Annotated in this window: 16 protein-coding genes; 11 read left to right on the top strand and 5 right to left on the bottom strand. The window is 65.0% G+C overall.

The features are described from left to right. From msrA to VI340_RS09465, 5 genes are all read left to right on the top strand, one after another. On the top strand, positions 1-669 hold the full coding sequence (gene msrA, locus VI340_RS09485; protein WP_336329197.1) for a peptide-methionine (S)-S-oxide reductase MsrA: 669 nt from the start codon (positions 1-3) through the stop codon (positions 667-669). Positions 670-763: 94 nt separating this feature from the next. Further along, entirely contained in the window at positions 764-1,300 is a 537-nt protein-coding gene (locus tag VI340_RS09480) for a cob(I)yrinic acid a,c-diamide adenosyltransferase (protein ID WP_336358257.1), read from the top strand. Between the two features lie 103 nt (positions 1,301-1,403). Beyond that, a complete protein-coding gene (gene mvaD, locus VI340_RS09475) occupies positions 1,404-2,378 on the top strand; it encodes a phosphomevalonate decarboxylase MvaD (protein WP_008311607.1) in 975 nt (324 codons plus the stop codon). Positions 2,379-2,447: 69 nt separating this feature from the next. Further along, positions 2,448-3,593 (top strand): NAD(P)/FAD-dependent oxidoreductase, encoded by a 1,146-nt coding sequence (locus VI340_RS09470; protein ID WP_336329199.1) that lies wholly within the window; start codon positions 2,448-2,450, stop codon positions 3,591-3,593. A gap of 135 nt (positions 3,594-3,728) precedes the next feature. Then, positions 3,729-4,046 carry an RPA12/RPB9/RPC11 RNA polymerase family protein gene (locus VI340_RS09465; protein WP_049943004.1) on the top strand — a complete coding sequence of 106 codons (318 nt, stop codon included), beginning with the start codon at positions 3,729-3,731 and terminating at the stop codon, positions 4,044-4,046. Positions 4,047-4,309: 263 nt separating this feature from the next. On the opposite strand, the gene VI340_RS09460 is transcribed toward VI340_RS09465, so the two are convergent. Next, positions 4,310-5,293, bottom strand: a complete 984-nt coding sequence (locus tag VI340_RS09460; RefSeq protein ID WP_336358256.1) for a chemotaxis protein CheW — start codon at positions 5,291-5,293, stop codon at positions 4,310-4,312. Beyond that, positions 5,290-6,195 carry a ParA family protein gene (locus VI340_RS09455; RefSeq protein WP_080505498.1) on the bottom strand — a complete coding sequence of 302 codons (906 nt, stop codon included), beginning with the start codon at positions 6,193-6,195 and terminating at the stop codon, positions 5,290-5,292. Before VI340_RS09455 ends, VI340_RS09460 begins: the two co-directional genes overlap by 4 nt. Positions 6,196-6,365: 170 nt before the next feature. On the opposite strand from VI340_RS09455, the gene VI340_RS09450 reads away from it, so the two are divergent. Together VI340_RS09450 and VI340_RS09445 are read left to right on the top strand one after the other, a co-directional pair. Continuing rightward, positions 6,366-6,851: a FlaD/FlaE family flagellar protein gene (locus VI340_RS09450; protein ID WP_008311618.1), complete on the top strand. Its 486-nt coding sequence runs from the start codon at positions 6,366-6,368 to the stop codon at positions 6,849-6,851. Positions 6,852-6,991: 140 nt separating this feature from the next. Further along, positions 6,992-8,086, top strand: coding sequence for a rod shape-determining protein (locus VI340_RS09445; protein WP_008311619.1), 1,095 nt, complete (start codon positions 6,992-6,994; stop codon positions 8,084-8,086). Here the strand turns inward: VI340_RS09445 and VI340_RS09440 are convergent. Further along, on the bottom strand, positions 8,083-8,268 hold the full coding sequence (locus tag VI340_RS09440; RefSeq protein ID WP_008311620.1) for a hypothetical protein: 186 nt from the start codon (positions 8,266-8,268) through the stop codon (positions 8,083-8,085). The genes VI340_RS09445 and VI340_RS09440 overlap by 4 nt on opposite strands. Positions 8,269-8,474: 206 nt before the next feature. Between VI340_RS09440 and VI340_RS09435 the strand changes: the two genes are divergently transcribed. From VI340_RS09435 to VI340_RS09425, 3 genes are all read left to right on the top strand, one after another. Next, the gene (locus VI340_RS09435) at positions 8,475-9,971 is read left to right on the top strand and encodes a hypothetical protein (protein WP_336329201.1); all 1,497 of its coding nucleotides are present in this window, start codon (positions 8,475-8,477) and stop codon (positions 9,969-9,971) included. Positions 9,972-10,191: 220 nt separating this feature from the next. After that, a complete protein-coding gene (locus VI340_RS09430) occupies positions 10,192-10,326 on the top strand; it encodes a hypothetical protein (RefSeq protein WP_275039412.1) in 135 nt (44 codons plus the stop codon). Between the two features lie 228 nt (positions 10,327-10,554). After that, positions 10,555-12,666 (top strand): GH32 C-terminal domain-containing protein, encoded by a 2,112-nt coding sequence (locus tag VI340_RS09425; protein ID WP_336358255.1) that lies wholly within the window; start codon positions 10,555-10,557, stop codon positions 12,664-12,666. 43 nt (positions 12,667-12,709) lie between these two features. Here the strand turns inward: VI340_RS09425 and VI340_RS09420 are convergent, their stop codons facing one another. After that, a complete protein-coding gene (locus VI340_RS09420) occupies positions 12,710-14,053 on the bottom strand; it encodes a glycoside hydrolase family 68 protein (RefSeq protein WP_008311625.1) in 1,344 nt (447 codons plus the stop codon). 145 nt (positions 14,054-14,198) lie between these two features. After that, positions 14,199-14,426, bottom strand: coding sequence for a hypothetical protein (locus VI340_RS09415; protein WP_049943041.1), 228 nt, complete (start codon positions 14,424-14,426; stop codon positions 14,199-14,201). A 151-nt stretch (positions 14,427-14,577) separates the two neighbouring features. Here VI340_RS09415 and VI340_RS09410 point away from each other — a divergent pair, with 151 nt between their 5' ends. Continuing rightward, positions 14,578-15,624, top strand: a complete 1,047-nt coding sequence (locus tag VI340_RS09410; RefSeq protein WP_336358254.1) for a phytoene/squalene synthase family protein — start codon at positions 14,578-14,580, stop codon at positions 15,622-15,624. Positions 15,625-15,655 lie beyond the last annotated feature (31 nt).

Genomic DNA, 15,655 nt, shown 5'->3' with positions numbered 1-15,655 from the left:
ATGATTCCGAGCGCGTACGAGCCGACCCATCCGACCGAACTGGCCGTCGACGCTGAATCGCTGCCGCCGTCGGCGACCGAGACGGCGACGTTCGGCATGGGCTGTTTCTGGGGGCCGGACGCCCGCTTCGGCGCGACACCGGGCGTGGTTAGGACACGAGTCGGCTACGCCGGCGGCACCGACCCGGACCCCAGTTACTACTCGCTGGGCGACCACACCGAGGTCGTCCAGGTCGAGTACGACCCCGAGGTAGTGCGCTATGAGGACCTGCTTGACGTGTTCTGGGCGAATCACGCGCCGTTCTCTGCCCCTCTGAAACGCCAGTACCGCGGCGTGGTGCTGGCTCGTAACGATCAGCAGCGTGAAACCGCCAAGCGGACGCGCGAGGAACTCGAATCGCGGACGGGGAAGTCAGTCGAGACGGCAATCGAAGCCCTCGACCGGTTCTACCTGGCAGAGGGGTATCACCAGAAGTACGAGCTCCGCTCGACGCCGGTGGTCGCCGACGAGCTCGAAGACCGCTACGGCGACGCGTTCGTCGATTCGACGGTCGCCGCCCGGCTCAACGGCTTCGTCGCTGGCCACGGCGAGGGTGACGAACGCGAGGCGCTGTTCGCCGAGCTGGATATCTCGCCGGCTGCGCTCTCGGAAGTGCGCCGCCGGCTCTGAACGCGGTGTTGGCGGTCTCCAGTCGCCACGGGCTGCCCGCGCGCCCCAACGATTCGCCCACGGCTATAAGACGCTGGCAGTGCCAGATTCAGCTATGACTATCTATACCGGCCGCGGCGACCAGGGCCAGACGGATCTCCGGAACATGGAGCGGGTATCGAAGGACAGCCGCCGTATCGAGGCCTACGGGACCGTCGACGAGGTGAACGCGCTGGTCGGGGTCGTGCGGCCGACCGGCCACGACGACATCGACGAGAAGCTCCGTGTCATCCAGAACCACCTCCACATCGTCCAGGCCGACTTCGCCAACCCCGACCCCGACGAGGGCGACCCGCGGATACAGGAGTCCCACGTCGAAACGCTGGAGGACCTCATCGACGAAGCCGATGCGGAACTGGACCCGCTCGAATCGTTCATCCTTCCCTCCGGTTCCGAACCTGGGGCGAAGCTCCACCACGCCCGTGCGGTCTGTCGGCGCGCCGAGCGCCGCTGCGTCTCCTTTGCTGCCGAGGAGGCTGGCGTCAACGAGACGGCGATCATCTACCTGAACCGCCTCTCTGACGCCCTGTTCACGCTCGCTCGCCTCGTCAACAAGCGCGAGGGCATCCGCGAGGAGAATCCCGACTACTGACGCTGTAGGACGTTTTTTGTCGGGTAGGTAGCCGTCGTGACTTGACTCCATGCTAGCGCCGGCGGTTCGCAATAGCAAAGTGACCGGCCCGGAAGGGTGAGGTATGAAAGCGACCGCGAAGGCACATCCGATTCAGGGGCTGGTCAAGTACCACGGGATGCGCGACGAGGAACTGCGACTGCCGTACCACGACAGCATCTCCGTCTGTACCGCACCGAGCCACTCGAAGACGACGGCCGCCTTCGACCCGGACCGCGAGGAAGACGTGTACGTCATCGACGGCGAGGAGGTCACTGGCCGCGGTGCCGAGCGCATCGACGCCGTCGTGGACCACGTCCGCGACCTGGCGGGCATCGACCACGGCGTCCGCTTCGAGTCGGCGAACAACTTCCCGACGAACATCGGCTTTGGCTCCTCCTCCTCGGGCTTTGCCGCCGCGGCGATGGCCCTCGTTGAGGCAGCAGGGCTCGACATGACGCGACCCGAGATATCGACGGTCGCCCGGCGCGGCTCCTCCTCGGCCGCTCGCGCGGTGACGGGCGCGTTCTCCCACCTGCGGACCGGCATGAACGACAAGGACTGTCGGAGCGAGCGCATCGAGACGGACCTCGAAGACGACCTGCGGATCGTCGCCGGGATGGTCCCATCCTACAAGGAAACCGAGGAAGCCCACAAGGAGGCTGCCGAGAGCCACATGTTCGAGTCGCGGATGGCCCACATCCACGGCCAGATCTCGGACATGCGCGACGCGCTGTACGACGGCGATTTCGACGCCGTCTTCGACCTCGCCGAGAAGGACTCCCTGTCGCTGGCCGCCGCGACGATGACCGGTCCCGCCGGCTGGGTGTACTGGCAGCCCCGCACCATCGAGATTTTCAACGCCGTCCGGGAGCTCCGGAACACCGAGGACGTGCCGGTGTACTTCTCCGTCGACACCGGCGCGAGCGTCTACATCAATACGACTGAGGAGTACGTCGGCCGCGTCGAAGAGACGGTCGCCGACTGCGGCGTCGACACCCGCGTCTGGGATGTTGGCGGCCCCGCACAGATTCTCGACGAGGACAAGGCGCTGTTCTGAACCGGCACTGATCGAATCGTCGCTCCCGAGCACAGGGTTAACCCGACGCCGTCCTAACCGGAGAACACAATGCGCGTCGCCGTTCTCGGAGCCGGATACGCCGGGCTCACGCTCGCCAGAAAGCTCGAACAGACTCTTCCCGATAGCGTCTCGCTGGTCGTCGTCGACGAGGAGCCCGAACACCTCGTCCAGCACGAACTCCACCGGGTCGTCCGCCGGCCGTCGCTGGCCGACGAGATCACTGTCGACCTCGACGCCGTCCTCGACTGCGAGGTCCGACAGGCGACGGTCACGGACGTTTCGCCCGACGAAGGGACGGCGACGCTGGATGGCTCCGAGACGCTGTCCTACGACGTGGGTGCGGTGTGTCTCGGTGCGCAAACGGCCTTCTACGACCTTCCGGGCGTGCGAGAGCACGCGGCGCCGCTGAAGCGCCTCGACGACGCCCGCGAGATCCGCGAGCAGTTCCTCGACCTCGGCGACGGCGACCGCGTGGTCGTCGGCGGCGCTGGCCTGTCTGGCGTGCAGGTGGCCGGCGAACTGGCCGAAATGGCCTCGGACAGCGATATCGAGGTGCTGCTGCTCGAACAGGAAGACGCCGTCGCGCCGTCGTTCCCGGCGTCGTTCCAGTCGGCCGTCCACGACGCGCTGGTCGACGCCGGCGTGACAGTCAGGACCGGAACGGGCGTGGCCGGAGCCGATGCCGACGCGATTGCGCTCGAGGACGGCACGGACCTAGCGATGGACCAGTTCGTCTGGACCGGCGGTATCGAGGGGTCGCCAGCGCTCGATGCCGACCGCCCCGTCGTCCGGGCGGACCTCCGACTCGGCGAGTCGACGTTCGCCGTCGGCGACGCCGCCCGGGTCGTCGACAGCGACGGCGAGGCCGTGCCGGCGAGCGCGGCGGCGGCCATCCGCGAGGCCCGCGTGGCCGCGGACAACATCGGGACGCTCGTCGACCAGCAGCAGGGTGGCCCCGGCGATTTCCAGCCCCGACTGACCCAGTACCAGTTCAACGTCCCTGGGTGGCTCGTCTCGGTCGGCGACGACGCCGTGGCGAAGGTCGGCCCCTCTATCCTCACCGGGCGGGCCGCGCTGGCGCTCAAGACGACTGTCGGCGCGGGTTATCTCGGAACGGTCGGAGCCGTCCAGAACGCGGTCGACCTCGTCAGCGAGGAACTGGACCTCCACGACGAGAAGCCGGACAGTGAGTAAGAGGCAGGAAAGCGGCCTGGGTGACCCTCTCAAAGACGAGAGATTTTCACGGGCGTCAGCACGAGCGGGTACCTGAAACCCACGGCGGAGCGGAAGTTAACACATATATCCGACACCCGTGTATCCCGACGTTATATGCAATTCTGTGATGAGTGTGGTTCGGTAATGCACACGGAGGGCGACACCTGGGTGTGTCGCTCCTGTGAAAACGAGGCGCCCCGGGACTCGCAAGCAGAAGCGGCGATGGCGACCCAGGATGCACAGCGGGATGACGGGGCACCCGCCGTGGCCGACGCGACCCAGAGCACCTCCGAGACGATGCAGGAGCCCTGTCCGGCGGACGACTGCGACAGCGACCGGGCCTACTACGAGATGCTGCCGAAACCGGGCGGTTCCTACGAGGTTCGGCTGTTCACCTGCGTCGACTGCGGCCACAAGTGGCGCGAGTCCTGACGGCGTATCTCGCGAACCCCGCCGGGTCAATATGCAGAGACCGATTCAGCCCCGCAACTCCCGGTGGTACTCGGTCTCACGTAGGACCAGACATCGACTTCGAACCAACTCTCACACCGTTCTTGTCGGTCAACGAGCGGTTGGTTCAACGTCTCCGACACGAAAGGAACGGAGCCTGTGCTGCGTGGAACCGCTCTATGCAGCACGGCAGTTCTGTCCGTTACGAGGGGATGCAGTCAAGCTGAAAACAGTACAGCGGCGCGTCAGTCCTCGCTGTCCGCAGTTGCGTTCCCGAGTACGTCGTCGGGCTCGATCCAGATGACGAACTCGTCCTCGCCGTCGCGGTCGACGACGCCGTTGATGTACTCGCCGTCGACCGGGGCGGTGTTCACTTCGGATTCGGCGACAGGGACGACCTGCCGGACCTCGTCGACGATCCAGCCCATCGCGCCCTGTTCCTCGAACACACCTGCGTCGAAGACGACGATGAGGTTCTCAGTCCCGTCGCTGTCGATGTCCATCATCGCCTTGGGGTTGAGAATCGTCGTAATCTGCCCGCGGAGGTCGACGACGCCCTCGACGTAGTCCTCGGTGTTGGGCACGCGGGTGACCGTCTCGCGTTTGACGATCTCCTCGACGTAGTCGATGTCGAGACAGTAGTACTCGTCGCCGAGCGCGAACTCGAGTACCCGGACCATCTCTTCCGTCTGGGTCGCGTCGTCGTCGATAGCCGCGGCGCGAGCGCCGCCTTCGGTCGTGGCGGTGTTGTCCGACGCCATCGCCTCCTCGATGAGTTCCTGGTCCGGCAACTCGACGCCGGTCGGCCCCTGCATCGGGCTGGCCGACGCCGAAAGGTCGTCCGTCGGCTGGTCGGCAACACCGGTGTCGTCGTTCTCAGTGGACACCTGGGCGGAGGCCTCAGCCGCTCGCTGTGCGGCGGCCATCGCGTCAGTGTCGCTCTGATCAGTCGCTGCGCCGTCGGCGCCAGTGTCGCTGCCGCCGTCGTCGGTGGCCTGTTCATCGGCAGCACCCGCTTCGTCAGCCGCGTCATCGCTGGCGGCCGCTGAGTCCGTGGCGACTGCCTCAGTTGCTGTCTCCTCGGTTTCGCCCTCGTCGGTGGGCTGCTCACCGGAGCCGTCCGCGGAGGCGTCGTCTGTCTCCTCGGTGTCGTCGGTGGTTTCTGCCTTGTTCCCCTCGCGCATCTGCCGGATGCGCTCCGCCCTGTCCATGCGTTCGTCGTCACTCATGCTGGTACCTCTGTGTCGGTAAAGCCGAACTGCTCGTCGAGTTCAGCGGCGATGTCCTCGAAGACGGCCGCCATGTCACACGATTCCTCGGTCGCGAAAATCGATTGGCCGGCGCTGAACGCGCGCTGAAGCGCTACCCGTTTGCGGACCTCCCAGACCGGGCTGTCCGGGAACGCCATGTTGAACCATTCGAGCATCGTCTCGTCCTCGGACGTGGTCTCGACGCGGTTGGCGACGACGCCGAGCGTGTTGATCGACGCGTCGGTCTGGCGCTCCATCGCGGCCATCTGATCCATCAGCAGTTCGATGGCCCGCTCGGAGGTGGCTTCTGTCAGTGCGGGGATGAGGACGTTCTGTGCGGCGTACATGCCGGTGTCGGTCAGCTTCCCGTAGAACGGCGGGCAGTCGATGATAACGTAGTCGTAGTCGGCATCGAGCGTCGACAGCGCCCGGTCGAGCGTGTCGAGCGCATGTGACCCCGTGACCATCTCCGGCGTGATGTTGATCGCGAACGAGGCCAGCGCGGCCTGATCGATATCCCCGCCCTGGGTGTTGACCCGGGCGATGAGGTCGGCGATGGTCAGTTCGTGCTCGGCCTGGAGCATATCGATGCTGGAGGGGATCACGTCCATCTCCTCGCCTTCGCAGATAAGCTCACCCAGCGCCGATGGGTCGCCGGTCAGTGCGTCGAACAGCGTCGGGGGGTCGGCGTCGTACGCCTCGACGAGACCCACGCCTTCCGTGGCGTTGCCCTGGGGATCGAGGTCGATAAAGAGGACGTCCCGGCCGCGGTCGTTCAGTGCACCGGCTACGTTGATAGCAACTGTCGTCTTTCCGGTCCCGCCTTTCGCGTTGGTCACACAGAAGCGGGCTGGACCGGTTTCTGATTGCCGGTTCATCATCCAAGTGTCCACAGGTCGACTCCGAGTCACTATAAAAATGTGGTCCCGATTATCAACGTCGCAACTGGGGGACGGAACGCGGACGAGACGGAAACGCCCGCGAGCGTGTGCATGACGGCCGTCTGACGGTGTGCAAGATTTATGATTGTGTAGATTGAAGGGTCAGTATCATGACCATCAACCCGCGCGACTACGACCTCGACGAGTTACGGAAGATGGCTCGTCAGCGGGGGAACGGGATGAGCGACGAAGACGTCCCGGACCCGACGGGCCTCGACATGGGCCTTGACGACTCCGACGAAGAGGTGCTTGCGGGGAGTTCGTTCCGCTCCGGGCTGTACCGTGAACTGCTGCCGTTCCTCGGCGGCGACGCCAACGAGAAGCCCTATCTCGAAACATTGCCCGAGACCTACGCCGCGGAGTTCGTGGTCTTCGAGTGGCTGGAGTTCCTGCTGATGCACTCCGGGTATCAGGGGGCCGACGAAGCGCTCGAGTACTACCGATCCATCGACTGGATCACCGAGGACGTACAGGACGACCTCTCAGACTATCTGCTCGGCATCGACGAGTCGGCGACGAACGACGACAACGAACTGAGCGTCGACGACCACATGCTGAGTCTCGTCTACGTCGCGAAGCTCACTGCGATGACGTAACTCTCGTTTTCAACACCAGTTTTTCGCTTCGAATCCCCGCTACGGAAGGGGTTTCAGTATCAGCCACCTGAGAGGACAGCTATCAGTCCTGAATACTAGGGAGAGGATATATATCGGGCGGTCGACAAGGACGACCGTATATGAGTGACGAGGATGCGGACGACGGCACCGGGTCCGAATCGGACGCCGGTGTGTCGTCGGACGGCGCTGCCGCTGTTCCGGTCGGGGTCAAACTCGGGAGCACCCGGACCGTCATTGCCCTGCCGGGCGAACACGGCACGGAGAACCGGATCATCAAGACACTGACGTGCATGGCGACGTACGAGGACGCCCTGACCGGTGAGGAGAAGATCCTCTATGGCGAGGAAGCGGCCCGGGAGTATCCGGACCGCGTCGAGTACATGCTTCGGTCGGGGCTCCCCGAGGACGCCGACCGGGCCGAGATGACCAAGACGTTCTTCGAGGCGATCATCGAGGAGCACGACATTCCGGCAAACAGCGGCGTCGTGTACGCCATCCCGACTATCGACAACCCGACCGGGCTGGAGAACCTCCAGAACGTCATCGAGAACTCCTCTATCGGGCTGGAACTCGTCGAGAGCTATCCGGAGTCCCTGTGTGGCTCCATTCCGGCCTTCGGCGACGACCTGGAAGCCATCGACGAGATCTTCGTCGCCGTCAACATGGGGTCGACGAACCTCGAAGCCTCCGCGTACCGCCGCGGTGAACAGCTCTCTCCGTTCACGACGGGTGCGGTGACCGGGAACGAAGTCGACCGGATGATCGCCAACTACGTCGAGGAGGAAACGCAGGGCCGTGTCAACATCGACAACCAGACCGCCCGCGAATACAAGGAAGAACACGCCGACTTCGTCGATTTCGAGCCGTTCACGGACATCATCCAGCAGCCCGGCGGCGGCTCACACGAGTTCACCATCGAGCGCTCGGTGATGGACGCGGTCAACGAGTACCTCGACGACGCCGTCGACGAACTGGCGAACACGTTCCTGCCGGAGCTGGCGAACGATTACATGAAAGTGTACCAGCTAGCACTGGACCGGCCGATCGCCATCACCGGCGGCATGGCCTGTATCCCCGGCATCGTCGACGAGTTCGAGGAACGACTCAGTGCGGAGCTGAACCGTGACATCGAGGTCATCGCCGCCGACGAACCGGACGTCGCGCCGACCATCGGCGCACAGCGGATCGCGGCGCGTCTCGTCGAGACCAACTAGGGGTTCCGCCAGCAGTTCAGCCACCGTTCGATTCTGGGCTCGGACTGTGCCATTTCGTGACCACGATCGGTCGAGAGCAGTTCGAATACGTCAGTGTCGATTCCGAGGCGGGTCGCGTCGGTCGAGAGACCACCACCCTGTCGCTCCTGAGACGAACCCCCGCTGAGACGGGTACGTGGCATGTGACCGAGTACGGAGACATGATACCTAAAGCCAAGTCAGACAGCCGTCTGCCGGCTGACGTACGGTAGGGGGTCACGGCGTAGTCGACAGGGCTGCCGTGACCGAAGAACAGCAGCACGATATGCTCTCGAACCAGATTAATTTACTACAACGATATCAGAATAGATACGTGAATATCAAGTCCTAAGGCCTATTCTACCCGGTAATGGGAAAAATTATCAACTTAGATAATTTCGATGGAGATCCGCCCGACGTTCTCACCGGCACCGGTTCGGGCGGACTCCTCTCGGCCGGATATCTCCACGATGGGCCAGCACTGGGAGCCGTCGACGACGACGAGACGGCACAGTTCGCCCTCACCAGTCGCAAGCACGGCATCGAAATCGGCACGTCGGAGTCCGGCGAGACGGTGCGACCAGGAAGTAACTACCGGATGATCGGGATCGTGACTGACAAGCGGTTCCTGTTGCTGGTGGGCGACGACGACGGCGACACGCGGTTCGCCATCCCACACGTCGATATCGACCAGATTTCGGGTGACCGGTCGCTCGGACACGGCCGGATCACGTTTCGGCGGTGTGGCGACACGGAGTGGCAGGTCCACTGTGGCAAGCAGGGGCTGGTGGACCTGACGGCGTACCTCTCGCACGCGTCACAGGCGTGGGTCCGCGTCGAGAATATCCTGGACGAGGTCAAGCGGCTCCTCGTGACGGCGACCGAGCAGCGCGACCGCGGGGACCACGAGCAGGCACTGGAGACGGTACTGGAAGCCGGGGACCGCCTCGACGCGGCCGGCGAGACGGCCACCGAGTTCGGGCCGCCCGGAGACGCGAACGCGCTCGAAGGGCGTGTCACGACGGTGCGGGAGCGCCACGTTGCGACACTCGCGGAAGTCCGCCGGAGCCGCGCCCGGCGGGCGGTCGACACCGGTGAGCGGCACTGGCGGGAGAACGAGTTCGAAGCGGCGTACGACGCCTACGAGGCGGCGCGAGCGGAGTACGACGAGCTCTTTTCGCTCCCGACAGAGGCCGTCACCGATCTTCCGGATATCCGCGCCGAGCGGGACCGGCTCGACACAGTCATCGAGGACCTCGAACAGTCGCCGCTACGCACTGCGGTCGCGGCCGACAACGAGGCCGTCGCGGCGGAAGACCCCGCTGTCGCCGCCGATCACTGGGCCGAGGCGCTCGAAGCCTACCGGGACGTCCTCGAACTCGACTGGGGCGCGGACGAGCGGCGGTTCGCCGGCGACCCCGAGAAGGTCCGGGACCGACTGGGGGCCGTCGCGGAGAACCTCGTCGCCGCGCGGCGGACGGTCGCGACGGACGCGATGGAGGCCGGGGACTGGTACGCCGACGCCAGCCAGCCCGACGCCGCGTTAGCGGAGTACGAGACGGCGCAAGCGGCGTTCGAAACTGCGCTGGCGGACGCCAGAGACTGTTATCCGGACGCCACCGACCACCTGAAAGCGGAACTGGATGCCGTGGAACAGCGACTCTCGCGGACGGAGGCCAGACTCGATGGCGAACCCGTCGACGTGGACGACCGCTTCGACGAGACTGGGACAACGCCGGACCTGGACATCACGACCGCCGACGAACGCTCGCCGTCACCGACTGACACGACCGACCTCTCGGATATCGAGAACGGTATCGACGGCACCGATCCGAAAATCGACTCGACGGGACACAGCGGGTCGTAGTCCCCACCAGCCATCCGTTCTCGGCTGGCCGTCCATTGCCTGTGACCGTCCGCGCTCTGCAGAAACTGTGTAGCGGTGGCGCTATCGTCACAGAATGAGGGCTTCTAATCAGTGGCGTGTGATGATATAGCATAATTCAGCCGTGTCAGGCCGTCTCCCGGCCGGGCCGACTATGGTCAGGAGAAAATTTATATCCATTAGTGGAATATATACAATTATAATGGATTGCACCAACTGTGGCACGCGGATGTCATACAACGATCAGACGACAAAACTCACCGAGTTCGTCTGTCCCAGTTGTCACGAAACCGTCATCGACTGGAAGGACGAGGCCCGCAACGCCCGCGTTCACTGACCGGTCCAGCCCACTTTTCCACCGACAGTCCCACTCTCAGCCACTGCTCTGGCTACTGACGGCGTTGCCGATATCTCTGCCTCGTCGCTGACTCGTGTTGCGGCCACGCTATGGGCCGCCCACCTGACGCTTCACTGGCCACTCAGCGACGTAACCTACAAGAGCGTGCAAATTCGTTCAGGAACGATTGCCGAATGTTTTTATATTTCAGGAGGGGATAACCGAGCAATGGGAAATTCGCCACGCATCGGCTGTCTCTACGCCGACGCCTGCACGGACGAGCAGGCAGCGGCGTACGACTGCTGTCAGGAGACAGTCGACGATGCCGAGCGATGCGCGCTCTCGTCGGTCGATCCGACCGAGTACGATGTCCTCTGGTGGCATCGGGACGAACTGTTCGACGAGCGAGCGCTGGCCGACGCGCCGGCCCTGGCCGCGTATGTTCGTGACGGCGGTTCGCTCCTGCTGACACTGAGCGCGCTTTCGGCCGTCGAGCCGCTTGGGTTCGACGCCGTCGCGCCCGACGCCACCGGCTGGGAGGAGATTCCGGAGCCGACCGGCCACCTCTGGCAGGCCCTGTACGAGGACCACCCGATTCACGCGGACTACGACACCCTCCGCGTGCATACGCGCGGTGCCGGCGTCACGATCCCCTACGCGAGATACGAGTCCATCGCGCCCCAGTCCGGGGACGTGCTCGCGAGTACGGTCCGTGGCGACACCGATGTGGTCAAGCAGATGTCGATTCTCTCCTGGGAGCCCGGGGCCGGGCAGGTGCTGGGCATCGGGTCGTCCGTAGCGTTCGCCCAGCCGACCCACGACGTGTGCCGGGGCAACCGCGAGACGCTCATCGAGAACGCGCTAGGATTCCTGGCGACGGCCGACCGGCACCCGCTGACCGGCCGTCCGAAGGACGTCGACACGTTCGGGCAGTTGCGCGAGCGGCTCGGCGATGACCCGAGTCGCCCGTCTTACCACGTAACGCCGCCGGCGAACTGGCTCAACGACCCGAACGGCCTTATCCACTGGAACGGTCGCTATCACCTGTTCTACCAGTACAACCCGGCCGGGCCGTTCCACAACACGATCCACTGGGGCCACGCCGTCAGCGACGACCTCGTCCACTGGGAGGACCGCCCGGTGGCGCTCACGCCCTCGCCCGACGGCCCGGACCGGGACGGCTGCTGGTCCGGCTGTGCGGTCGACAACGATGGCGTCCCGACCGTGCTGTACACGGGCGGCCGGGACAAACGCCAGCTTCCCTGTATCGCGACCGCCGCGGACGACGACCTCACGACTTGGGACAAGGACCCGGACAACCCCATCATCGAGGAACTGCCGACGGAACCGGAGGTGCTCCGCACCGAGGACTGGGAGGGGGAGTTCCGGGACCACTGCGTCTGGCGCGAGGACGGGACCTGGTACCAGCTCATCGGGGCCGGCATCGAGGGTGGTGGCGGGGCGGCGCTGCTGTACGAGTCTTCCGACCTCCGGGACTGGGAGTATCAGGGACCGATCCTCGCCGGCGACCGCGACACCGCCGGGACCGTCTGGGAGTGCCCGGAGCTGCTCGACTTCGGTGACCGACAGCTCCTCCACATCTCGAATTACGAGGACGTGGTGTACTTCCTCGGGACATACGATGACGGTGAGTTCGACGTCGACCGCCGCGATAAGCTAGACCACGGCGACTTCTACGCCCCGCAGTCGATGTGGACCGACGACGGCCGCATCCTGACCTGGGGGTGGCTCCCGGAAGCCCGCGACGTGAGCGGGCAGTGGGACGCCGGCTGGTCCGGCGCGATGTCGCTCCCCCGGGAGCTGTCGCTGGCTGACGACGGCGGCCTGTGCCAGCGGCCGGCCCCCGAGCTCACCGAGCTACGGGGCGAGAACACCGGCTACGACGTGGTGCGCCTCGACCCCGGCGACACCGAGCAGTTGCCGGTCGAGAGCCGGTCGTTCGAACTCCGCGCCACCGTCCGGCTGGAAGACGCCGAAGCCGTCGAGCTGTCCGTCCTCGAATCGCCGGACGGCGAGGAACGGACGCCAATCAGATACTCCTACGAGAGCGAGATCGCCGTCGACCGGTCGGCGTCGAGCATCGACCCGCAAGCGACCGGCGATACCCAGTCGATGCGAGTCCAGCCGTACGACGCGCCGCTGTCGCTGCGCGTCTTCGTCGACGGGAGCGTCGTCGAGGTGTTCGCTAACGAACGGCACTGCCTGACCAGCCGCGTGTATCCGACCCGCGAGGACGCGACCGGTATCTCGCTGTCGGCCGACGGCGGGCGCGCCACTATCGCGTCGCTGGATATCTGGGAACTGGACTCAGTCTGGTAACCAGCCCGACTGGATTCCTGCGAAAAGACGGATTCCGCGCTCGTTACTTTGACTCGGTGCCAGTCTCGGTTCGGGTGCCGTAGCTCCCGGCGCTGGTCTCGTTGCCCTTTCCGCGCCGGATCAGTTCCCTGTCCGTCAGCGGCAGCGTCTCGCCGTCCAGCGGGATGTGCCAGTGCCCGAGAGTTCCGATGATACGCGTTCGGCTCCCCTCGACATCGAGCCGGAGCGTCGGGCCGAGCGAGCCGCCGAACCGACGCATCTGCTCGGATTCGGACAGATGGGCGATTTCGTCCAGCGTGTCGCCGTCGAAGTCGTAGTAGTTGAAGAAACTCTGGACCAGCACCTCGTCGCCGTGGGGGAACGCCATCCACGAGTAGGACTGGAACGGCGCATTCTCGGGATTCGTGGCGACGAGTCCGGACTCGTTCAGCGGGACGTACTCGCCGCGGAGGTCCGTCGCGACGAAGCCATACAGCGCGTCGAAGCCCTCGACCCCCGGCGCGAACGTGTGGAGGTGGCTGGAGATGAACAGGTAGTACAGGCCCTCTCGATACACGACGTGGGGCCGTTCGAGCTCCTGATTGACGCCGACGGCGTCCAGCAGCGGGTCTTCGAGGTCCCACTCCAGCGGGTCGCCCGTCGGCGAGCGGGCGACGCCAACGCTCCCGTTGAACTCCTGTAATGCGGCGTCGCCATCGCAGACGTCGCTCCCCTCCGGAACCGGCGTGTTCGCTTCGAACAGGAGCCAGGTCTCGCCCGTCTCGGGGTCCTCGAAGAACCACGGATCGCGGAAGGTGTATATCATCCCGCGGGACTGGTCTTCGCGCTCGTAGCGGTCGCCGTCGGGCTGGAGCAGTTCGTGGTGGGTCCACGGCCCCGAGAGCTCGAACCCGTCCGTCGTGTCGATGCTGCCGCCGCCCGCGCCGACGATCCGCTGCGTGTAGGTCAGGTCGTCGGCTCCCTCCTCGCCGGCCGCCGTATAGAACAGATAGACGCTGCCGTCGTCGTCGTACAAGGCGGACCCGGCCCACTGGCGCTGGCCCAGCGCGTCCTCGAACACCGGGCCGGCGTTGTGCCAGTTCCGGCCGTCGTCGGAGTAGAAACAGCGGATAGTCGCCACGTCGTGGCGCTTGCCGGGTAGCAAGTCGGACGGAGCCGTCAGCGAGAAGCAGACCCGGTAGCCGTCGACCGTCGCCAGCGTGCCGTCGCGGTTGCGGAGGAACCAGGTATCCCAGATGTGGACCTCAGGGATCTGTTCGGTCGCGGGCGGGTAGACGATGGGGGCAACGGTGTCGTCGGTCCGCTCGATCCGACTCGCCTGCTCGCGTGTCCACCCGGCGCGTCCCTTCGTCCCGGGACGACCCTCGCCGAGCGCCTCGTTTGTCATAACTCACGTTGGGCCGACCACGGGTATAAATGTTGTCAGGCGGGTACCACAGGTGTTGTATGAAAGATATTCAACATTCCAGTTCTTGCGACGTGGCTGGCTGAGAAAATTGATGGCCGGTAGTCAGGTGCGGCCGAGCAGCGCGTTACTCGCCCGAGTCCTCGCTTCGGCTGACGCCCTCTGGACCGGTGATATCGAGCGGCCGGACCCACTCGTGCCAGATGAAGACGACGCCGAGGCCGTACCCCAGCGCCCAGGCGGCGCTCCCGATCCAGGGGTAGCCGAGCGTGCTGAACCCCCAGTTTGCGAGGCCCGGGAGGATGATCGCAGCGACGACCGTCAGCGCCAACACTACTGCGTCCTGGCTGTTCACGGTCGCGGCCTCCCCGTCGCTGTGCCGTTCATACTTACAGTTAGACTCGGACACTGGTGAGTCTGTCGAAACATCGAACCGTGACGGGGATCGAACTGACGCCGTAGCCGTCCCATTTTTATCATCGTATGCCCTACCCCGGATGTCGGGAATGTCTCAGAACCACACAGACCGGTCGTCTTCGGAAGACATCGAGTGGTGCTACGATGCCGTCCATCGTGTGTCACGGACGTTTAGTCTCACAATTTCGGAACTCAACGAACCGATGGCCCGGGACATCTGTCTGGGCTATCTTCTCTGCCGTGTGGCTGACACGATCGAGGACGCCGGTCACCTCCCTCCAGCGGTGCAGACCGAACTCCTGCAGACGTACAGCCGCTCGCTCGAACCGTCGAGCGGGACGACCGTGTCGTCGTTTCACGACGCCGTCGAGGAGTGGATTCCAACGACGACGAACGCCGACTGGGAGGTCGTCGAGAACGCGGGCCGCATCGTCGACGTGTTTCACACCCTCGATGACCACTCCACGCAGGCCATCCGCGGACCGGTCCGGGAACTCGTCGACGGGATGGCGATGTTCGTCGACCGCTACGCCGACGCGGGCGGGCTTCGCATCAAGACGCTGGACGAACTCGAAGAGTACTGCTGGTACGCCGCCGGCACCGTCGGCACGCTGGTGACCGGGCTGGTCTCCCACGAGGCCACCGACGAGCAGGTCGCCCAGATGGAAGAAAACGCCCGCTCCTTTGCCCTCCTGCTCCAGCTCGTCAACGTCGCCAAGGACGCCGCGACGGACATGGAAGAGGAGAACAACGTCTACCTCCCGCTGGAACTGCTCCACGAGCAGGGGCTCGACCACAGCGACGTGAGCGACGCCGACAACGTCGAGTCGCTGGTCCCGGTCATCGAACAGGTCACCGAGCGAGCGGAGGGCTACCTCGACGACGCGCAGGCGTGGCTCGAAGCCATGCCGGAGACCCGCGGCAACACGCTCTCCGCGTGGGCGATTCCGTTCCTGCTTGCCGTCGGGACGATCCGGGAACTCCGCGAGCGACCCGCCGACGTCATCGAGCAGGGCAACGTCAAGATCTCCCGCGAGGAGGTCCACTCCGTGACACAGCAGTTCGGCGGCGACGGCGACCCCTCGATCGGGGAGCTGCGGGCCAAAATCCGCCAGCAACCGCTCCACCAGTACTGACGACCAACAGAGACATTCCTCTTTTCGAGGC

The organism is Haloarcula sp. CGMCC 1.6347, assembly GCF_037078395.1.
In the GTDB taxonomy this organism is placed as follows: Archaea; Halobacteriota; Halobacteria; order Halobacteriales; family Haloarculaceae; genus Haloarcula; species Haloarcula amylolytica.
The sequence above is the reverse complement of the archived record's forward strand: the minus strand, read 5'-3'. Positions and strand labels throughout refer to the sequence as shown.